Genomic DNA, 21,940 nt, shown 5'->3' with positions numbered 1-21,940 from the left:
CAAGGGTGATAAGAAAGAAGCCGAATAAGTACCCCTATAAAAGAAAATGCCAGTCAGTTCTTAACTGACTGGCATTAGGCAATATGCCCGCTTTTTATTTTTGTATTTGCTTGATAAAATCACTTATCACTTCTTTTTCGTACTGTTTAATGATCAACCCTGACTTTTTACTTTCATTTTTACTCGCCAGTTTTCTCATGGCCGTTGCGCCTGGGCCATCAAACGCGTTTTTAATGGCACAAACATTTGCTAACGGGCGAAAAGCAGGTATGCAAAGTGCTTTTGGCTTTGCCTTAGGTGGCGTAGTACATACATTTTTTGCGGTTGTTGGTTTAAGTGCTATTTTAAAAGCCTCTGAAACAGCCTATGCCAGCGTACAATATGCAGGTGCAGCCTATTTATGTTACTTAGGTTTTATGATGCTTAAAGGCACGTTTATGCCACCATCTTGTGAGCAAAGCGATAAACCGCATGTTACAACCAATAAAAACAAAAATGTCATGTTTCAAGCCATGATGACTGAAGTGCTTAATCCTAAGGTGGCTTTGTTTTTTATTGCTTTTATCCCACAATTTGTTGACCCTAGCTTGTCATCTGCAACCTTTCAGCTGGCATTTTTTGGGCTACTTTATCCAATCTTTGCTTTTCCGATTGACTGCACGTATATTTATTTCGGCGATAAAATAGCTCAATTTTTTAGAAATCACCCAAATAGCCAGCTCTGGATTGATAGGTTCACAGGCATTGTATTTATTGCCTTGGCTATCAATTTATTACTCTAACTAATAAGAACCAGCATGGATCAAAAAATACAATCTCTACCTGCGCAAAAAAATATAGCCTTAGTAGCACATGACGGCAAAAAAGCCGCGCTTAAGTTATGGTGTGAAAAACATAAGGCCACTCTAAGTAAACACACTTTATATGGCACAGGGACTACTGGGCATTTAATTGAGAAAACAACAGGGCTTGATGTTATTCAATTATTAAGTGGCCCTATGGGCGGCGATCAACAACTCGGGGCGAAAATAGCGGAGCATGAAATACATGTATTAGTCTTTTTTTGGGACCCTTTAGCCTCGCAACCTCATGATCCCGATGTTAAAGCTCTGCTACGTTTAGCTGCTGTGTGGAATATTCCTGTGGCGTGTAATGAAGTGAGTGCCGATATGCTACTTAGCTCACCATTAATGGATATAGAGCTTGAGCGAACATTGCCAGATTACGAAAAATACCTCGCAACCCGACAAATATCTCTATAGCAGCTTACTTATAAAGCATGCTGGCCCATTTAGTAAGGCCAGCAGTTACACTACCAAAGTGATCACCGTTCACCATTTTTATGTTGCCTAAATGCTCACTCAACGCCGCTTTAATTAATGGAGACTGTGCACTTCCTCCCGTTAAGTAAATCACATCGGGAGTGGTATTCGCATCAGTAATTGCCTGTTTAGCCAAGGTAACAATCTGACTAATGCTATCGTCAACAGCAAGCGCTAAATCAGCGACTGAAATATCTTTGCTTAATGAGTTATCTAAAAAGGCTAAATCACAATTAAAACTATTTGCGGATGTTAATGCAATTTTAGCCGCTTCAGCTTGTTGAACTAATTGGTGACCTTGCTTATTTTGCTGTAAGTGAATAAGTCGTTTATAAAGTTCAGGAGCGCTGACATCGCGTAACTGCGCACTGAGTTCACGATAATGCTGGGCACTATAAAACTGGCTCTGTAAATTCACATCGTTAATTTTACAAGCTTGCCAAAATGGTTGATTAGGTAGTGGTAAACCTGACTTAAACGTACTGCCAAGCCCGAGTAACGGCATTAAACCATGGTAGCTCAAAGCAATATCTAAATCGTTTCCGCCTACTCGCTTTCCGCTATGCGCTAAAAAGTCTGCATCTCGTTGTTGCTTATTCCTAAAACTTGGCCCCATTTGTACAAATGAGCAGTCACTGGTACCACCACCAATATCAATCACCAATACTTTTTGGTCTTGCGTTAAGTCACTTTCATAATCAATCCCAGCCGCGAGTGGCTCATATAAAAACTCAACATCTTTAAAGCCTGCTCGGTTTGCTGCGCGTGTTAAAATACCCACGGCTTGTTGGTTTGACTGCTCACCACCGACCGCTTGAAAATTCACTGGGCGTCCAATAACAGTTTGGCTCAGCGTATACCCTAAAGATAATTCAGCACGTTGTTTTATTTTTAAAATCATTGCTGTGGCAATATCTTCAAAAAAATTGATTTGCCCTTGCTTTAAGCCCGTTGCGCCAAAAAATGATTTAGGGGATTTTACAAAATAACCCTCTTCAGGAAATTGCACATATTCATTAATTGCCTCACGGCCAATAAATAGAGTGTCGTCGCCGGCTTGTAAGTCTAGGTCTGATTTAATTCGCGGGAGTGTATTAAGTAAGGGTTGGCGCGCGGTTTTATAGGCATGCTCATGCTCTGAGCCCTGCAAATGCTGCGCAACAAAATCAACGACTAAGGCGCTATGATGTGTGTATAAAGTTGATGGAAGATAATGTTTGCCTTGCTCTAAAGGGATGAGCTGTACACGCTCTTCGTTTAAAACACCCATAGCACAATTAGAACTACCATAATCAAAACCAACAAACATAGATCACCAAACATTACCAAAAAGGCCGCGCAATTTAGCATAATTGCTAAAAAATATATACTGAATTGGCCTACACTCTTTATTTTTCGGGTCTTTCTCGCAAAAAGCTAGCAAAACGCGGTAAACCATTTTTAGTGTATCCGTGGTATCGATAAGTGATTGTTGAACCAATGGCTGGCGGACGCTTGCGTTCTTCATCACTAAAGCCCGTGCCAATAGAAAAGGTTACGCCTTGCTTGGTTTGCACTCGCAATGCCCCGAGCATACCTGTGTATTTACCTTTACCTGGTAAATATTCAATAACTAGCGCTTCAGCATCCAAATAAGGTTTGAGTTTTAACAATGCACTAGAGCGACCACTCGTATGCTTAGCCTCTGCTAAATGAAGCATAACGCCCTCCCCGCCTTGTTTGGTGACCTCATTAAAGTAATCACTTAGTTGCTGATTGTCGCTAAATTGATATTGCTTAACCGCCTTAATATGTGAGCTATTTAACTTAGTAATGAGTGACAGGTAATTTTGATAGCGACGATGAAAAGGCGTGTTTGTATCTGGCATATCAAATACTTGATAAGTCACTGTTTGCCAGAGTAAGTCGTTGGGTATTTTTGTTCTAACAATACCACTGAGAACAGAAAATTGACCCCGCTTGGTCCATAACTCACCGTCTAACCAAACATCAGGCAAAGGGGCGGTAAACCACTTAGGAGGATTAATTGGATTACCTTGGCGGGTAACAAATTGTTTCCCCGTCCATATTGCTCTAACGCCGTCAAACTTTTCACTCACCAAATATTGGCGAATATCGTTATGCTTAGTTTCATCATAAACATCAGCGAGTTGCACCTGCGGCAATTGCGCTAATAAACTCGCACTAAAAAGCGTAAAAAAAATAAATAGGTATCTTTGAATAGTAACCATAACTGCATCCTTGCAAATTTAAATATGGCTTAAACTATAGTTGAGATTGAAGCCATTGCCAAAATTCTTCAAGGTTATGCATTTGCTGTGTTGCTTTACTGAAGTCGTGCTGCTCAGTGTGCTTATTAGCAATAGCTACAACGGCTAAGGCTGCATTGTTTGCTGCTGTTACGCCAGTGAAGGTATCTTCAACGGCAATCGCATTTTTTGCAGCGACCTGCATATTTTTAAGTGCTAATAAATAGGGATCACCGGCAGGCTTTGGATTGGTTACATCGTCTTTTGTAACCACCGTATCAAATAAATCATAAAACCCTAATCCTTTTAGTATTGGCTCAGCTTCATGGCGTGCGCTGCCTGTTACTAACGCCATTTTTAAGCCTTGCTCTTTAACCGCGAATAAAATATCTGCAGCATAAGGCATTAAAGGCGGTAAATTGGTTTGAACGAATTTGCTAAACAAACGGTATTTTTCATCCGCTAAATAGCGACTACTCACAGACAAGTTATGGGTTTGTTTTATTTCCTTTGCAGCGTCAATTGTGGGGCGCCCAGAAAAGCGCTGACAAAAATCATCTTCGTCATAACGCACACCAAAAGGCGCAAGTAATTGGCTCCAACAGATATAATGCACACTTTCAGAATCAACTAACGTGCCATCCATATCAAATAATACCGCTTCAATAGACATACCTTCTCCTTGTAATTTAGCTGTTTAGCCTATGCCCTGAATATTAAAAAAGGTGCCTAAGCACCTTTCATTAATGTGTGTTACTCAGTCAAGCCTGCTGGCGGCTCAGCATAAGCGTCTTCACCGGTGTTTACATCAACTAACTCGTAACCACGGGCTTTGCGCATCACTTTAAGTACGGGTTTTTCAAATGCGGTTTTTAAGCGCTCAGCATCATCTTTTAGTTCATCTAACGAAGTACCAAACGGCGCTGCCCCCGTTTCTGACCAGTTAGTTACTTTACCATTTAGGTTATATTCCACTTCATGTATTTGATATTGCGCCGCTTCATCTTTGGTTGCTTCACAAAAAATTACACGGTAATTCCAAAATCCAGCCATTACTTTTTCTCTTTAATAAACATATGAGCGCTACTTTAGCAGCTCTACAAAAATAAAAAAGCCTGCACTAGGCAGGCTTTTATCAATAATTACAATTTAACGTTAAATTTATCGATTAGAAAAAGTTAACTTTAAATTCAGCACCAATGTAACGCTCTTCGTTAACCATTGCTGTGTTGTTGTTGAAATCAACACCACCAATTGCTTGTTGCTCGTCAAATAGGTTACGCACGAATGCTGATACTTCATATTCGTAGTCGCCTTGTGCCCATGCATAACCAGCACGTAGACCTACTTCTGTTAGTGGCTTACCTTCAAACTCAACTGATTCATATAAGAAAAAGTCAATTTCACTGCGGTACGACACATCAGCGTAAGTGAAGAATTCACCTTCAGCGAGTTCTTTAGTGTAACGAAGTGTGATGTTAGAGATCCACTCTGGAGCATGCGGTAAGCTGTTACCATCAAGCATAGCTTGACCATTGATGATTGGATCTAAAAGCTCCAATCGACTTGGTGCAGCAATACTAAGAGTATCGTCTTTAAGCTCAGTTTTGTTGTAGCTTAAATTAAACGTAGCATTTAGTTCATCACTTAACACCCACTCAGAATCAAGCTCAAAACCGTAGCCAGTTGTTTTATCAGCATTTAATAAACGGTTAAAGTTAGCACCACCACCTACAGCTGTTAGCTGTTGGTCGTCCATGGTGTAATAAAATATCGTTGCGTTAACACGGCCTTGACCATCTAACACATCAGATTTAATACCTGTCTCGTATGACGTAACAGTCTCTGAATCAGCAACGGTTACTTCACTACCAAATAAGATACGACCTTGAAGACTCGGTGCGCGGAAACTGTTAGCAATGCGGCCATACCAATTTACATCATCATTGATTTTATAGTTAGCTGATAAGTCCCAGCTTACGTGATCATCACTTACATCACGCTCAATAAATAATGGAGCACCTGCCTCACCTGGTAATGGACCAAATGTACGATTTGCTGAGAACTCTTTCTCATCATCTGAATAACGAAGGCCCGCGGTTACTTTCAAATCATCAGTAATGGTGTAATCAACTGAGCCGAATACTGCCCACGCTTTAGTGTCTTGCTGCTGACTAACAAACCCATTCAATACGCCATTATTGGCTGTATCATAGCTAAAGTTTTCAATTGTTAATGCTTCGTCGAAGTAAAAAACACCCACTTGATAGTTAACATCACCGGCAAAGTTACTTGATAAGCGAAGTTCTTGTGTATATTGGTCTTGGTCTGGAATACCATCAGCACTTTCTGAAGAAAAAGGAGTAGAACCTGGACCCATATAACCAGGAATACCAGATGAATCAAAACCACCATCGATGTCAGCACGAGAGTAAATTTCTGCACTTTCCCAACCAGAGATTGACGTTAATGTATGGTTAGCTAAGTCCCACTCAAGCTTAAGGCTTGCACCTTGCGATTCCACTTGCTGCGTCGCACGAGATGCGGCATCGTGATACACCACGTCATTTTCAAAACCATCAACTAAATCGTTAGTACCAGGCTTGATAGTATTGGCACGAAAGGCAATTGGAGAGCCATCTAAATCACGAACATGGTAGTTTAATAATCCAGTGAAATCATCACCTTCATATAAAAATTGAATACGGGCTGCTTGTTCAGTGTAACCACCTAAGGCATCTTTTTGCTCAAAACCTGGTGCACGATTATCAATGTAATCGTCTTTATCTTGCCAAAGTACTGAAACACGCGTTGATAAACGGTCTGTTAATGAACCACCAACAGCACCTTCAAAATCAACAGCACCACGACTACCGTAAGATACAGAGCCATAGCCTTCAAATTCTTGACTTGGTTTTACGGTATCAAATTTAACTAGACCAGCCGGTGTATTACGACCAAATAATGTACCTTGAGGACCACGAAGCACTTCAACACGTGCTACGTCAAATACAGGAAAACCTTTTAAGATTGCGTTTTCTTGTACAATTTCATCAACCACAAGCGACACTGGTTGCGAAGCATTCAAATCGAAATCAGTATTACCTAAACCACGTACATAAAAGCGTGGGAATGAACGGCCAAATGAAGATTCAATAGATAAACTTGGGATTTTCGCATTCATAAAACGAATATCCATACCAGCTGAGCTGTAAGCATCTAAACTGTCGCCTTGCAGGGCTGAAACAGCAACAGGTACTTCTTGAGCGTTTTCTACTCGTTTACGAGCAGTTACTTGAATAACTTCTAGTTGGTTCTTCTTAGCAGTAGTTTCTTGCTCAGCAGCTACAGCTGAAATTGAAGTACCTGCTACGGCAGAGAACAACGTTGCATTGATAAGGGTTGCTAACGTAGATCTTTTCATTGCTTTCATGTCGGGGTTAACCTTTTTAGTGCACTCTTGTTCAACGGTTGATGTGTTGCGCAATTAAATAATTACGGATTCAGTCAATTTTTCGCGACTTGCTCTATGCGGCGCGGACCTTATTACCGAGAGTACAAAAACGGCATAAATAAGGCTGACTGAATGCGCGAGATTATACCATGCTGTAATTAATTTACCGCATACTGAGCGTTAAAAATATAAACTTATTTTTAACACTTAAGCGCACTATCCCGACTTTTAGTGTACTTTTAGCAACTAAACAGCCAAAAAGCGGACATATGTCCTTACAATGAATTGTTAAAAAATATAGCTAAATAAAGCGGTACTTTCTAGATACTACTTTTTCACTAAAGAACGCGTCAGTGCAATTTCACCATCAATATGAATATCTCGCTGCGGGAATGCAATCACCACATCGTGTTGTTCAAACACTTCATAAATACTAAAGCGAATATCACTGCGCACTTGTCTTAAGCGAGTTTCAGATTCAGCGCACACCCAAAAAATAGCATTAAAGACCAGCGAGCTGTCGGCAAAGTCATCAAACAATACGGTTGATTGAGGCGTTGCCAATATTGCCTCATGTTCATCTAATACTTGCTGAATTAACTTTTTAACCAGTAATACATCAGAGCCATAAGCTACGCCTACGCTCACAGATGAGCGCGCATTACCGTCAATAAGCGTCCAGTTGGTTACAGTGTTTTCTAATAACTGGCTATTGGGTATTAGCATATGAACACCGTCGTTCCTGCGAATACGAGTAGAGCGAGTATTAATGGTTTCAACCACCCCTTTTGCAGTGCCAACCTCTAAAAAGTCACCAATACGGATTGGCCGCTCCCACATTAATATCCAGCCACTAATAAAGTTATTAATAATATTTTGTGCACCGAACCCTACACCAATGGCAATAGCACCCGATACAAAGGCAAATGCGGTTAGTGGAATGTTGAGCACCTCAAGGGAGGTAAAAAGTAAAATCGCAATACTTAAAATAAAATAAAAACGCGTGAATAAATGTACTGCATCTGGGCTCATTTTTCGTGCAAGTAATGACTTTTTAATTAACTTGCCAATCTGAGTCACCACAACCCACATAGTAAACAAAATTAGCGGCACTTGAATTACTTTTGCCACGGTAATGTGAATGTCGTTGTAGCTAAACAATACGAAGGCGAGAATGTGATTAATTTGTTCTAAGTTCATTGATTTTCCATGTGTAAGGTCGCACACAAGCGATTATTTTTATGCGCTAATAATACCCCAAGTTTAGCATGCGGTTAGCTTAAATACGCAGCAACAAATTTAAAGCTAATTGCATAATTGCTGTATTTTTCTACTTTTTTATTTACATACCGAGTTTTTATCACCTAATTTGCGTTTAAATCCCGCTTTAAATCGATAAACTTTGTTGTATATAAGTCAAAATTTGGTAAGTTAACTGGGTTTTCGACTCGAAAAGCCTATTTCGGCTACTATTTTTTATGGAGTTATTATGCGTAAAACACTGATTGCCACTACGATTGCTAGTGCACTTTTATTATCTGCCTGTTCTTCTGAAAGCACCCAAGAAACAAAACAACAAAGCACAGCACAAGTTCAAGACATTAACGCAAGCAATGTGTTGTTCAAACCAAGTCCACTTCAATACATGGCACCTGAGTTTGATAAGTTTGGTACGACTGAATACGAAGCCGCATTTGATGCAGGGATTGCACAGCACAATGCAGAAATATTGGCAATTGCCAACAACCCAGCGCCAGCCACTTTTGAAAACACTTTAGTTGAAATGGAACTGGCAGGCGAGCTACTAAACCGCGCATCAGCTGCGTTTTATAACTTATCTGGCCTTATCTCAAACGATGAATACCAACGTATTGATAAAAAAATGGCGCCAGTTTTCTCGGCTCACTCTGATGACATTTATTTAAATGGTGCATTGTTTAAACGTGTACAAACGGTATACGACAATAAAGATAAGTTAAGCGCTGAAGATCAACGCCTAGTCGATTTTTACTACAAACAGTTTGTAAAAGCCGGTGCAAAATTAAACGATGCTGAAAAAGCAAAAATGCGTGAAATCAACGCAGAGCTTGCAAAACTATCAACTGAGTTTTCTCAAAACGTATTAAAATCGTTTAAAGAAGATGTCATTTTAGTAACAGATAAAAGCAAATTAGCGGGTTTATCTGAAGGTGAAATTGCCGGTCTTGCAGCCGCTGCTGAAAAAGCAGGCAAAGATGGCTACATGATCACCTTAGTGAACACCACGCAACAACCTATTTTAGCAAGCCTTGAAAATCGCGAACTACGTGAGCAAATTTTTAAAGCATCAACCAATCGTGCTGCTAAAACAAATGGCCCTATCATTATTAAAGAAACTAACCTGCGCGCACAAAAAGCAGAACTGTTAGGCTTTAAAGATTGGGCTTCTTATGTAATGACTTCACGCATGGCGCAAACTACTGATAACGTGTACGGCATTTTAGATGACTTAGCGCCAAAAGCCGTTGAAAAAGCGAAAGCAGAAGCACAAGCAATTCAAAAAGTAATTAATGATTCGGGTGAAAACTTTGAACTTAAACCATGGGATTGGTCTTTCTACGCAGAAAAAGTACGCGCTGAAAAATACGACCTAGATCCAGCCTTAGTTAAGCCTTATTTTGAAATGCAGTCGGTTATCCATAACGGCCTGTTCTTCGCTATGGAAAAACTTTACGGTATTACCTTTAAAGAGCGTAAAGACCTGCCGGTTTACCACGACGATGTAATGGCATTTGAAGTATTTAACGCCGATGGCAGCGCCATTGGTTTATTTTACATGGACCCATATGCACGTGAAGGTAAGCGTGGCGGTGCATGGATGAGTGCATACGTAAGCCAAAGCGGCTTAAAAGGCACTAAACCTGTTATTTACAACGCACAAAACATTCCAAAGCCGGCTGAAGGCGAGCCAACACTCATGACGTTTGATGAAGTATCAACTATGTTCCACGAGTTTGGTCATGCGGCACACGGTTTATTCTCTGACGTTAAATACCCAAGCCTGGCAGGTACTGCAACAGCACGTGACTTTGTTGAATTTCCATCACAAGCACACGAAGATTGGATGATTGAACCAACGGTACTTGCTAACTACGCTAAACATTACAAAACTGGAGAGCCAATTCCTCAAGCACTACTTGATAAAGTACTTGAGTCGCAAAAGTTCAACCAAGGTTTTGGTACCACTGAATATTTAGCAGCAGCACTACTGGATATGGAATGGCACTCATTTGGTTCTGATAAGAAAGTAACTGACGTACAGCAGTTTGAAAGTGACGCATTAAAGGCACATGGTATTGATTACTACCCTGTTCCACCGCGTTATAAATCAAACTACTTTAGCCATACGTTTGCAGGTGGTTACTCAGCGGGTTACTACGCTTACCTGTGGACTGAAGTATTTGCAGCCGATGCGTTTGCTCACATGGAAAACAACGGTGGCTTAACGCGCGAAAATGGCGATAAGTTCCGTAAAGAGATCCTATCAAAAGGTAATAGCCGTGACTTAATGCAAAGCTACATTGAGTTTAGAGGCCAAAAACCAACCACTGACGCCCTGCTTAAGCGCCGTGGTTTAGTTGATTAATTAATATTTTTAATCAACTGATATAAAAGCCCGCTTGCGGGCTTTTATTGTTTATAGAACAATACATAACAGATAAACTGACACCATTATTTAAGACAAGATGAGTGTTATGGGCTATTTATTTGCAGTTACCCTTCTTTGGGCGTTTTCGTTTAGTTTAATTGGTGTGTATTTAGCAGGCCAAGTTGACGCATGGTTTAGTGTGTTAATTCGTGTGGCTTTAGCAGCGTTAGTATTTTTGCCTTTTTTAAAGAAAACCCCCACCCCGCTTGCATGTAAACTCATGCTGATAGGCGCACTGCAACTGGGGGTTATGTATGGCTTTTATTACCACTCATTTTTGTTTTTAAGTGTGCCTGAGGTGCTGTTATTTACTGTAATGACCCCGCTTTACATTACGCTTTTAAACGATGCGCTAAATAAACAGTTTAATCCGCAGTTTTTTATCGTTGCGTTTATTGCCGTACTAGGTGCTATTACCATTCGTTATGAAAACTTAGACAGTAACTTTTTAGTCGGATTATTACTGGTTCAAGGCGCTAATATTAGTTTTGCCATCGGCCAAGTAACCTACAAACGATTAATGCTTAATAAACAACTCGATGATAAAACCGTATTTGGTTGGTTTTTTATTGGCGCACTAATTGTTGCAAGCGCCTGTTACGCCTTATTTGGTGATCTTAACAAATTACCAAGTACCTCAACTCAATGGGGCATACTTATTTATTTAGGTATTGTGGCCTCTGGTTTAGGCTACTTTATGTGGAATAAAGGCGCGACGCTTGTCAATGTTGGTGCGCTGGCGGTGATGAACAACTTACTTATTCCTGCCGGTATAATTGTTAATGTGCTTATTTGGAATCGAGACGCTGACCTACTTAGATTAAGCATTGGCGGGGGAGTGATGCTAGTTGCCTTAGTGGTAAACCAAATAATAACTAAATCAGCAAATTAATCACTCTGTAGTGAAATTGTCATTAATAATTAGTAAGGTAGCGTCCACTTTTATTTTTAAGGACAAATAATGAAGCGCATACCTTTTCTGACAACTTTTTTATTATTAAGCTCACTTACTGGCTGTGATGACGATGTAAAAATAGTCGAAAAAGAAGTGGTTGTTACCAACACTAACGTTGAAATTGTTGAAGTACCTACCCCGGTTATTGTTGAAGTAGCTCAAGGCACCAATACGCAACTAGGTACTCGCCCCGACTACTTAATTGACGATATGGCTGACAGCGCACTAAAAACAAAATTAGAATCGTGCAAAGAAGGTCCTTTTTATCGTACTGATTTTTCAATTGGTCACCGCGGTGCTCCAATGCAATACCCAGAACACACTAAAGAATCTTATATTGCAGCCGCTCGCATGGGAGCAGGTGTTGTCGAATGCGATGTCACCTTTACCAATGATAAAGAGCTAGTATGTCGTCATTCTCAGTGCGACTTGCACACCACCACCAATATTTTAGCCATTCCAACATTGGCTGCTAAATGTAGTGAGCCATTTACCCCTGCAAACTCTAACAGTGGCACGCCTGCTTCAGCTAAATGTTGTACCAGTGATATTAGTTTGGCAGAATTTTTAACTCTTGAGGGCAAGATGGATGGCGCAAACACCAGTGCCACCAATGTTAGCGATTACATGAAAGGTACACCCAGTTGGCGCACTGACTTATACGCCACCTCTGGCACACTCATGACCCACAAACAAAGTATTGCACTCTTTAAAGAGCTGGGAGTAAAAATGACCCCAGAGCTTAAATCCCCTCAAGTGAGTATGCCCTTTAACGGTATGACCCAAACGCAATACGCACAAAAAATGCTGAATGAATACACGCAAATGGAAGTACCCGCTTCGCGAGTGTATCCGCAATCATTTAATTTAGCTGACGTAAAATATTGGATTAATACTAATCCTGAATTTGCAGCGCAGAGTGTCTATTTAGATGGGCGCGACAGCAATGCAGGGTTTGATCCAAACAACGCTGCAACATGGCAGCCATCTATGGCAGAGCTCGTAAACGACGGCGTTAAAATTATTGCGCCACCCATATGGATGCTATTAAGCATAGATAACAACAGTAATATTGTCCCCTCACAGTATGCTATTGATGCTAAAGCCGCGGGGCTTAATATTATTGCGTGGAGTCTTGAGCGCTCAGGCCCTCTAAATCAAGGTGGCGGTTATTATTATCAGTCAATTAGTGATGTTATAGATAACGATGGCGATATGTTCACTGTGGTTGATGTGTTAGCGCAAGACGTAGGTGTAATGGGTATCTTTTCCGATTGGCCAGCAACCGTAAGTTACTATGCTAGCTGTAATAACATGCCTGCAAGTATTTAGACTTTAAGGCGTGTTTATTTTATCGCGCTCAGTTACCATATATTTTATATATTATTTAATTGAGCGCTTTTATGATCATCCAACACCACCATGCTGACTTGCCTACCCCAACGGGGTTAATGCGCACTACAGTTTATCGCCCACACGCTCACGGGCAATTCCCAGCCATTATTTTTTACTCTGAGATTTTTCAGCAAACCGCGCCTATTGCTCGCAGCGCCGCTATTTTAGCAAGCCATGGTTTTGTGGTACTTGTGCCAGAAGTTTTTCATGAGCTTAACCCTATCGGGACAGTGCTTGCTTATGACGATGCGGGTAAAGATAAAGGCAATAAAGATAAATGGGCAAAACCGCTTGAATCTCACGACAGCGATACCCAAGCGTTAATCGACTTTGTGCAAACACACGATTATTGTACTGGCTCTGTGGGTGCAATGGGTGTTTGTATTGGTGGGCATTTAGCTTATAGGGCCGCATTAAACCCCGCAATAAAAGCCGCTTTTTGCTTATATGCCACTGATATTCATAGCGATACTCTTCCCGCACATAAAGGGAATAATTCATTTGAACGTATGGCCGATATACAAGGTGAAATCCACTTTATTTGGGGAAAACAAGACCCTCATGTGCCACAACAAGGTCGCGACAAAATTTATCAACAAGCGGTTAGTACGGGTATTAATTACCAATGGCAAGAAGTGAACGCGCAACATGCCTTTATGCGTGATGAAGGCGAGCGGTACGACGCAGCACTTGCTATCACCATGTATCAACAAGCCGTTGCTTTGTTTAACCGAGTGCTTTAAGCGCTATTATTTAAGCATACCTAATGCGGTATGTTGCTTTACAAAATACGCTTTTAAATAATCAATAAACAAACGCAGTTTTTTAGAGCCCGCCGCCCCAGGCGGGAACACCCCATAAAGCTCAATGTCTTTGCTTTTATAATCATCAAGTATAATTTGCAGCAAACCCGCTTGTACTTTTGGCCATGCATCGTAAAGTGGAATACGGCCAAGACCATGCCCCGCCTCTACAAACGCAGTGCGTGCAGCAGCGTTATTGGTGCTTAAACTACCTTGCATTGTAATATCGACCTTTTTGCCTTCTTTTTGTAAGGTCAGCGTTTTACTACCTAATTGATAAACCACCCACTGATGCTTTACCAACTCATCGGGTGTAGTGGGTTTGCCAAAATGCGCAAAATAATCGGGCGCACCACAAATACACGTGCTCATAGTAGTGAGCTTAGTGGCTTGTAAGTTCGAATCGCGCAGTGCAACCCCTCTAATCGCAAAATCAAACCCGTGCTTAATAATATCCACAACGTCATCCGTGAGCTGTAAATCTATATCAATTTTAGGGTACTGGCGCTTAAAGGTATTTATTGCCGGTACAATCAACTGCATCCCCACATTTACGGGGCAGCTTATTTTTAATAGCCCTTGGGGTTCGCTTTTTATATTTTCTATTTGCTGATTAGCGGCATTAGCTTGCTCTGTAATAACACGGCAACGCTCATAATAGGCCATTCCGGCTTCGGTTAGCGCCATGGTGCGGGTAGAACGGTTAAGTAGCGTCACTTCGAGCTGTGTTTCTAATTTTTTTAAGTGATAACTCGCTACAGCACGGGTCAGCCCTAATTGTTTTGCCGCTGCAGTTAAGCTGCCCTGCTCTACAATTTGTGCAAATACCACCATGCTTTTTAACTGTTCAAACGAGACTTTCATAGGTGCTCCAATGCGGTTTTAACTTCAACCCTCTTATTGTATCAATTATTGAATCAATTAAGTTAAATTTATCATCGTTGTTTAAAGCTCTCTTAGTGCATATAGTATTTATCAAGCAAGATTAATTAATTTAAATCATCATAAGGAATACCTTACATGGCTAAAAAAATACTAATGGTTCTTACATCACATGCAGAGCTTGGTAACACAGGCGAAAAAACTGGTTTTTGGGTAGAAGAATTTGCAGCCCCTTATTACGCATTTGTTGATGCAGGTATTAAAGTAACATTGGCTTCTCCAAACGGCGGTCAGCCACCGATTGACCCAACTAGTACACTTGCTGATTTTCAAACTGAGGCAACCAAACGTTACGATGCAGACAGTGGTGCACAAACACTGATGGCAAATACCAAAGTTTTAAGCGAAGTAAACTCTTCTGATTACGACGCCGTATTTTACCCTGGTGGTCACGGCCCTTTATGGGATTTAGTCGATAACACCGATTCAGTATCGCTCATTGAAAGCTTTATTAAAGAGCAAAAACCAGTCGCTGGCGTGTGTCATGCAAGTGCGGTATTTTTAAATGTTAAAGACGCTGATGGCAATGCATTAGTCGCCGGTAAAAAAGTAACGGGCTTTACTAACAGCGAAGAAGCTGCTGTACAACTTACTGACATTGTTCCATTTTTAGTTGAAGACGAACTTATCAAAAAAGGTGGCGATTACCAAAAAACCGACGATTGGGGCGTGCTTGCTCTTGAAGATGGTTTATTGATCACCGGTCAAAACCCGGCAAGCTCAGAACTTGCAGCTAAAAAGCTATTAACTAAACTAGGTTAATAGCAGCCAACAACTCAAATCAGCACAGCATTTTATGCTGTGCTTTTTTAATTGCTTTTCATTACCTTATACAATTCCTATACTGGCAACACTTTCGGTAAATTAGGATCACACTATGGCCACTAAACCAAACACGCTTTCACTTATTACCAGTACCCGTTTTGCTATTTTTAGCATTATTATTATTTGTTTTGTATTGCAGCTTATTAATAGCCTACCTGGCATTAATTTAAACGGTTTAGGTATTTATCCAAGAAGTATTCAAGGGTTGGTTGGTATTCTTTGTGCTCCCTTTTTACACGGTAGCTGGTGGCATTTTGCCAGTAATATGTTGCCATTTGCTGTATTAAGCTGGTTAATTTGCCAGTACAGCGTACAGCGCTTTTATAGTGTATTTATATTCACCGCTTTAGTAGGTGGCTTATTCGTTTGGATGTTTGCCCGCAGTAATATTCATGTGGGTCTAAGCGGTGTCATCTATGGTTTGTGGGGATTTATTTTATGCTATGGCATTGTAAGGCGTTCATTTAAATCGATTTCCATCGCTGTTATCGTAGCATTTTTATACAGTGGCTTTATCTGGGGCGTATTACCGCAGCGTTTTCATATCTCGTTTGAGAGCCATTTTTTTGGTGCATTAAGTGGATTGTTTTTAGGTTATAAACTAGCAAAAGCAGATAAATTAAAAAATCAGCAAGCAACAACTAAAACACGCGTTTAATATAGATAGAGGTTATTTATGAGTGAAAACAACGAATACATCCCGCCTAAAGTATGGACATGGGACAGTGAAAGTGGTGGTAAATTTGCTAGTATAAATCGCCCCATTGCAGGCGCTACTCATGACAAAACATTACCGATTGGCGAACATCTATTTCAGCTTTATTCGCTGGCAACACCCAATGGCCAAAAAGTTAGTATTATGTTTGAAGAGCTTTTAGAGCTTGGCTTAACCGATGCCGAATACGATGCGTATTTAATTAATATTGGTGAAGGCGATCAGTTTGGCTCTGACTTTGTTGATATAAACCCGAACTCAAAAATACCCGCGCTGATGGATCATTCAACCACACCGCCAACACGCATATTTGAGTCAGGTGCTATTTTACAATACTTAGGCGAAAAATTTGATGCCTTTATTCCTAATGATCTCAAAGCCAAAACAGAGTGTCGTAACTGGCTATTTTGGCAAATGGGCTCAGCACCTTACTTAGGCGGTGGGTTTGGCCACTTTTACAGTTATGCACCGAGTAAAATGCAATACCCGATTGACCGCTTTACCATGGAAACTAAGCGCCAGCTTGATGTACTAAACCGCCATTTAAGTGACAATGAATACATGGCAGGCAGTGAATATTCAATTGCCGACATTGCTATTTGGCCGTGGTATGGCTCACTGGTTTTAGGTGACCTATACGACGCGGCAGAGTTTTTAGATGTTGCATCTTATACCCATGTGGTTCGTTGGGCTAAACAAGTGGCTGCACGCCCAGGCGTAAAACGAGGTCGTCGCGTTAATCGTACGTGGGGCCCGGAAGAAGAGCAAATGGCAGAGCGCCACACGGCTCAAGACTTTAAATAAAAGTCAAAACAGTTCAATAAGCCAGCTGCTTAGCTGGCTTTTTTATGTCCATTAATAAAAAATATGAATCATATTTCAGTTTTATATTTTATAAAAAATTAAATAATTTCCTTTTAAAACAGGAAAACACGCCAAAATGGACTAACTTTAATAAAAATTACTAATATAAAGTTTATTATGCAATCTTTGGTTTGTGTACTCCTCTTAAGTGTACTTTATATTGCAGCATTTCCTTTAAGTGCACGCAGCGAAGATGTAAAAACATTAACGCTCTACCATGACTCAGACTATTCAAACCATTACGAATCGGCCTATGCAATGAAGATGGGGGTGCTGACTGCTTTAGCAGAGATTAATAATAACGTACAAGATTATCAGCTCACACTGATTGAAAAAGACAACCGAGGTAATGCGAATCGCAGCTTATTGCACATGCAGCAGTTTCTAAAAGACCCCAATGCACTGGTTTTTATTGGTGGATTGCACTCCCCGCCATATATAAAAAACAGAGAGTTCATCAATAAAAACAAACTATTACTATTACTGCCTTGGGCTGCCGGAGGGTCTATTACGCGCTACCCTAGTGATGATAACTGGGTATTTAGGCTCTCGGTAGATGATACAAAAGCCGGTTATAGAATGGCCCAATTTGCAACGCAAACTCTAAATTGCAAAAATCCGCTCTTACTTTTAGAAGACACGCCATGGGGAAAATCAAACAACAACACCATGCTTGAGGCCTTTGGTGATATAAAACCACAAGTAGAATGGTTTAACTGGAACACAAAAATAAATAACGCCAAATTAATGCTGCATCAAATAAAAAATACACCTGCAGAGTGTATTTTATTTGTTGGAAATGCCATTGAGGGGGCTGTATTTATAAATGCGATGGCAAGTTTTACCAAAAATGAGCGCCTTCCTATTGTTAGTCATTGGGGAATAACGGGTGGGGATTTTTTTGCCAACGTTGAGCAAGCCATAAAATCAAACTTGAGCTTACATTTTATACAAAGCTGTTTTTCATTTTTAAAAACGCCGCAAACCGCTTTAACTAAAAATGTTATAGCACAAAGCTTATCCCTCAAGCCTACCCCTGTAGCACCCACTGAGTTAATTTCTCCGGCTGGATTTATTCATGCCTACGACTTAACAAAACTATTGTTACAGGGCATATCACAAATAACTTTAACCGATAATACAGAGCACAACAGAGCAAAAATCAAACATGCACTTGAAAACTTAACCATGCCAGTTAATGGCTTAATAAAACAATACCAACGTCCTTTTGCTGTTTGGTCAGCTAATAATATTGATGCCCACGAAGCACTTGGTTTTGACGATTTATGCATGGCAAATTATCAGCCAGATGGAAAAATACACATTATCGAAAACCCAATAGGCAATGTTGAGTAATGCGAGCATTAATAAATAAAAAACTTAAGCTCTCAACAAATAATGCTTTTTATACTTTTTTAGCATTGAGCTTAATATTATCAGTGACTATTTCTTTACTGTTTGTTGGTCATCGCGCAAATACAGCTATTTATGATTTGCAAAGTAAAAGTCTTGAGATTGAATCTAAACTCACCACCAGCTACCTCACACTATTTTTAGAAACAAGAACACAAATTCTTAATGACCTTGCTCGTCAACCTATTTTATCTAACGCCATAATGGGGTCAGACACCTCAAAAGCGCTACTCCAAGATTACCTTTTTCAATATAAAATAATGGGTAGCACCGAAAAAATAACGATTATAAACGTATTAAAAGAGGTGGTTTTTAGTAACGACCCTTCGATTAACGAGCTGAGTATAATTGAGCAACCATGGATAAATAGCTTACTTGAAGAGCAAACAGAAAAGGCGGTGATATTAAATAAGCCAACCAATACCGACCTATTCACCATTGCGGTGCCTATAAAATATAATAACTTTACTGAGGGCGTGCTTATGGTGCAATTTAATACGCCAATGACCCAGTTACTACCGACCGACTTTGACCGTGAAAGCCATGGACTGACTTTAGCAGGCCCATGGGTTTATTATTCTAATTTAAATCAAGATGACGAGTATGTCAGTATTAACCAAAACCTCATTGGCAATACAGATATAACATTAAACTACTACATTACTGCCAATTTAATTGCTGCTAAAACTACTCGCTTCATAATCGATATTGCTATATCAATTATTGTAAGTATGGCTTTATCGTCGTTATTCCTGTTTGTATTTGGTCGGCACTTACTACTAAACCCGTTTAAGCTTTTAGAATCCTCAAGAGAAGCGATAAAGCAAAGTGAAGCGCGTTACGAACTGGCGGTTAAGGGCAGTAATGATGGTATTTGGGATTGGGATATTGTTACAAATGAAGTATATTTTTCTCCCCGTATTAGCGTATTGCTTGGCTACGACGAAAACGATAAAAACGCTTTGCCTCACTGTGCTGATGCACTTTATAAGTTACTTCACCCTGATGATATAACCAAGCATAAAAAGCAAATAGCAAATCACTTAATTAGCAACATTCCCTTTAATTACGATTATAGATTAAAGACTAAATCAGGCGCTTATCGTTATTTTACAGTAAAAGGGATGGCACTGCGCAATGAGCATAATAAAGCAATTAGAATGGCAGGCTCTGTAACTGACATTACTGAGCAAAAACGTTCTCAAAAAGCATTAAAACAAGCAAAAGAGCAAAATGATTTATTAGCGCAGGCAATCGAATCGTGTAATGTGGGTATTTCTATAGCCGATGCGAGTGTGCAAGGCTTTCCTTTAGTCTTTTTAAACTCTGAATTTGAAAAAATAACAGGCTATAGTAAAGAGGAAATGCTAGGAATAAATTGCAGCTTACTTCAAGGGCCAAACACCGATAAGAACGCAATAGATATTATTACTAATGCAATAAAAACATTAAAAACTCAACGTATAGAAATACTAAATTATAAAAAAGATGGCACGGAATTTTGGAATAGCCTACAAATCTCGCCTGTTTTTAACGAGCAGCAACAACTCACAGCTTACGTGGGAATTCAGCAAGATATCACTGAGCAAAAAGCAGCGAATCAATTATTAATTGAAGCAAAAGCGGCGGCTGAACAGGCTAACATTGCCAAAAGCGAGTTTTTAGCAGCAATGAGTCATGAAATTCGCACGCCTATGAATGGCGTATTAGGCATGCTTAATTTGATTTTAGATAGCTCATTAAATGAAAAACAACACCATCAGGTAAGCATTGCACTCAATAGTGCAAACTCCTTATTAAATATTATTAACGATATTTTAGACTTTTCAAAAGTGGATGCCGGTAAGCTTGAGCTTGAGGAGTTAGAGTTTAACCTTTGTAACATGCTCGACGATTTTATCGAAACAATAGCAATTCATGCCCACAGTAAAAATATTCCGTTAATGCTAGATATAGAGCACCTTGAATACGCTTTTGTCATTGGTGACGCCGGACGCCTCAAACAAATTTTAACAAACTTAGTAAATAATGCGCTTAAATTTACTCATAAAGGTGAAGTGCAAGTTATTGCTAAACTCACACCGATTAACAATAATCAAATGCGTTTTAACTGCCAAGTAATAGACTCTGGGATTGGTATTTCTGCAGCCCAACAAGCCAAGCTATTTAAATCATTCTCTCAAGTTGACTCTTCAACAACACGAAAATATGGAGGCACGGGCTTGGGCTTAGCGATTGTTAAAAAGTTATGCCACCTAATGGAAGGTGATATACAGGTACAATCTAAAGAAAATAAGGGCAGTAACTTTAGCTTTAATGTTGTTCTAAAACGCAGTAAAAACCCACAAAAAGTATTACCCCCTGTAGATATGTCATCGTTAAATATTTTAATTGTGTGCAGCAATCAAACTCAATCTTCTATCTTACACAAGCAGTTTACTAAATGGGGAGCAACAGCCGTAATCAGCCCATCCGCAAAGCAGGCTGTGCAAATATGTCAGCAATATATCGAAAAACAAAACCTTTGTTTTGATTTAATTATGATTGATATGCAGCTAAGTGACGGCGATGCTTTAACCTTAAGTAAAACCCTTGATAAAGAAGTAGATCTTATGGCTGCGCATGTTGTTTTAATGACCACGGGTGAGCTAAATAAACAGCGCGATTTATATCAAGCGTCTCGGTTTTCAGCCATTGTTACAAAGCCCATAATCACACAAAATCTTTTTAAGATGCTATCGACCTGCTTTAGCGATAAACAGCATAGTAATAGCAGCCTCATTACTGAGGATTTATCTGACACTCAGCCTTTGTCGAGCGATGATATTGTGTGGGACAAAAACATTCGTATTTTACTGGTTGAAGATAACAACATTAATCAAATCGTCGCCTCTACCACGCTTAAAAAAATAGGAATTAATAGCATTGATATTGCAGAAAATGGCCAGCACGCGCTCGAATATTTAAAACAAACAACTTCCCATAACCCGTACTCACTCATTTTAATGGATTGCCAAATGCCAGTGATGGATGGTTACCAAGCCACAACCCATATAAGAGTAAATGAAGCTGGAAGTAAAAATCCCCCAATTACTATTATTGCTATGACAGCAAACGCTATGGTGGGCGATAAAGCTAAGTGCTTACAGGTTGGAATGAACGACTATATTTCTAAGCCCATTGCGCAAGACATATTATTTAAAAAACTTCTAAAGTGGTTGCCATATGAGCTTAAAAACAATGAGTAAAGTAGATATGTTAACCATATCATCTTAATATATATAAATATTTGTACTTATACAGCGGTAAAATAGA

The 21,940-nt window shown here is 39.9% G+C and carries 18 protein-coding genes; 11 read left to right on the top strand and 7 right to left on the bottom strand.

The features are described 5' to 3' along the window. Positions 1-149: 149 nt before the first annotated feature. Complete coding sequence (locus QL984_RS02320; RefSeq protein WP_024602846.1) at positions 150-782, top strand: LysE family translocator; 633 nt, start codon at positions 150-152, stop codon at positions 780-782. Positions 783-797: 15 nt separating this feature from the next. Further along, positions 798-1,262, top strand: coding sequence for a methylglyoxal synthase (locus QL984_RS02315; protein WP_013464445.1), 465 nt, complete (start codon positions 798-800; stop codon positions 1,260-1,262). Positions 1,263-1,266: 4 nt separating this feature from the next. On the opposite strand, the gene yegD is transcribed toward QL984_RS02315, so the two are convergent. The 6 genes from yegD to QL984_RS02285 form a co-directional block, all read right to left on the bottom strand. Next, entirely contained in the window at positions 1,267-2,631 is a 1,365-nt protein-coding gene (yegD, locus tag QL984_RS02310) for a molecular chaperone (protein WP_016899423.1), read from the bottom strand. Between the two features lie 79 nt (positions 2,632-2,710). Next, the gene (locus QL984_RS02305; protein WP_016899422.1) at positions 2,711-3,553 is read right to left on the bottom strand and encodes a DNA ligase; all 843 of its coding nucleotides are present in this window, start codon (positions 3,551-3,553) and stop codon (positions 2,711-2,713) included. 34 nt (positions 3,554-3,587) lie between these two features. Next, positions 3,588-4,244 carry an HAD family phosphatase gene (locus QL984_RS02300; RefSeq protein WP_016899421.1) on the bottom strand — a complete coding sequence of 219 codons (657 nt, stop codon included), beginning with the start codon at positions 4,242-4,244 and terminating at the stop codon, positions 3,588-3,590. An 80-nt stretch (positions 4,245-4,324) separates the two neighbouring features. After that, positions 4,325-4,624: a hypothetical protein gene (locus tag QL984_RS02295; RefSeq protein ID WP_016899420.1), complete on the bottom strand. Its 300-nt coding sequence runs from the start codon at positions 4,622-4,624 to the stop codon at positions 4,325-4,327. A gap of 115 nt (positions 4,625-4,739) precedes the next feature. After that, a complete protein-coding gene (locus QL984_RS02290) occupies positions 4,740-7,004 on the bottom strand; it encodes a TonB-dependent receptor (protein WP_016899419.1) in 2,265 nt (754 codons plus the stop codon). Between the two features lie 348 nt (positions 7,005-7,352). Then, the gene (locus QL984_RS02285; RefSeq protein WP_016899418.1) at positions 7,353-8,225 is read right to left on the bottom strand and encodes a mechanosensitive ion channel domain-containing protein; all 873 of its coding nucleotides are present in this window, start codon (positions 8,223-8,225) and stop codon (positions 7,353-7,355) included. Positions 8,226-8,514: 289 nt separating this feature from the next. Between QL984_RS02285 and QL984_RS02280 the strand changes: the two genes are divergently transcribed. The 4 genes from QL984_RS02280 (at position 8,515) to QL984_RS02265 (ending at position 13,806) form a co-directional block, all read left to right on the top strand. Beyond that, positions 8,515-10,650 (top strand): M3 family metallopeptidase, encoded by a 2,136-nt coding sequence (locus QL984_RS02280; protein WP_016899417.1) that lies wholly within the window; start codon positions 8,515-8,517, stop codon positions 10,648-10,650. A gap of 100 nt (positions 10,651-10,750) precedes the next feature. Next, complete coding sequence (locus QL984_RS02275) at positions 10,751-11,605, top strand: carboxylate/amino acid/amine transporter (RefSeq protein WP_013464437.1); 855 nt, start codon at positions 10,751-10,753, stop codon at positions 11,603-11,605. Between the two features lie 69 nt (positions 11,606-11,674). Then, on the top strand, positions 11,675-13,000 hold the full coding sequence (locus QL984_RS02270) for a glycerophosphodiester phosphodiesterase family protein (RefSeq protein WP_013464436.1): 1,326 nt from the start codon (positions 11,675-11,677) through the stop codon (positions 12,998-13,000). A gap of 71 nt (positions 13,001-13,071) precedes the next feature. Next, entirely contained in the window at positions 13,072-13,806 is a 735-nt protein-coding gene (locus QL984_RS02265) for a dienelactone hydrolase family protein (protein WP_013464435.1), read from the top strand. 6 nt (positions 13,807-13,812) lie between these two features. Here QL984_RS02265 and QL984_RS02260 read toward each other — a convergent pair whose 3' ends face one another. Continuing rightward, positions 13,813-14,730 (bottom strand): LysR family transcriptional regulator, encoded by a 918-nt coding sequence (locus tag QL984_RS02260; RefSeq protein ID WP_013464434.1) that lies wholly within the window; start codon positions 14,728-14,730, stop codon positions 13,813-13,815. 156 nt (positions 14,731-14,886) lie between these two features. On the opposite strand from QL984_RS02260, the gene QL984_RS02255 reads away from it, so the two are divergent. The 5 genes from QL984_RS02255 (at position 14,887) to QL984_RS02235 (ending at position 21,873) form a co-directional block, all read left to right on the top strand. Beyond that, positions 14,887-15,570 (top strand): type 1 glutamine amidotransferase domain-containing protein, encoded by a 684-nt coding sequence (locus QL984_RS02255; RefSeq protein ID WP_013464433.1) that lies wholly within the window; start codon positions 14,887-14,889, stop codon positions 15,568-15,570. A gap of 115 nt (positions 15,571-15,685) precedes the next feature. Then, a complete protein-coding gene (locus tag QL984_RS02250; protein ID WP_013464432.1) occupies positions 15,686-16,291 on the top strand; it encodes a rhomboid family intramembrane serine protease in 606 nt (201 codons plus the stop codon). Positions 16,292-16,309: 18 nt separating this feature from the next. Then, positions 16,310-17,152, top strand: coding sequence for a glutathione-dependent disulfide-bond oxidoreductase (yghU, locus tag QL984_RS02245; RefSeq protein WP_013464431.1), 843 nt, complete (start codon positions 16,310-16,312; stop codon positions 17,150-17,152). Between the two features lie 177 nt (positions 17,153-17,329). After that, on the top strand, positions 17,330-18,568 hold the full coding sequence (locus QL984_RS02240; protein WP_013464430.1) for an ABC transporter substrate-binding protein: 1,239 nt from the start codon (positions 17,330-17,332) through the stop codon (positions 18,566-18,568). Further along, the gene (locus QL984_RS02235) at positions 18,568-21,873 is read left to right on the top strand and encodes a PAS domain S-box protein (protein ID WP_013464429.1); all 3,306 of its coding nucleotides are present in this window, start codon (positions 18,568-18,570) and stop codon (positions 21,871-21,873) included. The genes QL984_RS02240 and QL984_RS02235 overlap by 1 nt, the downstream gene beginning before the upstream one ends. The last annotated feature ends 67 nt before the right edge of the window (positions 21,874-21,940 follow it).

It is taken from the genome of Pseudoalteromonas sp. APC 3495 (assembly GCF_030407645.1).
Taxonomy (GTDB): Bacteria; Pseudomonadota; Gammaproteobacteria; order Enterobacterales; family Alteromonadaceae; genus Pseudoalteromonas; species Pseudoalteromonas tetraodonis.
The sequence above is the reverse complement of the archived record's forward strand: the minus strand, read 5'-3'. Positions and strand labels throughout refer to the sequence as shown.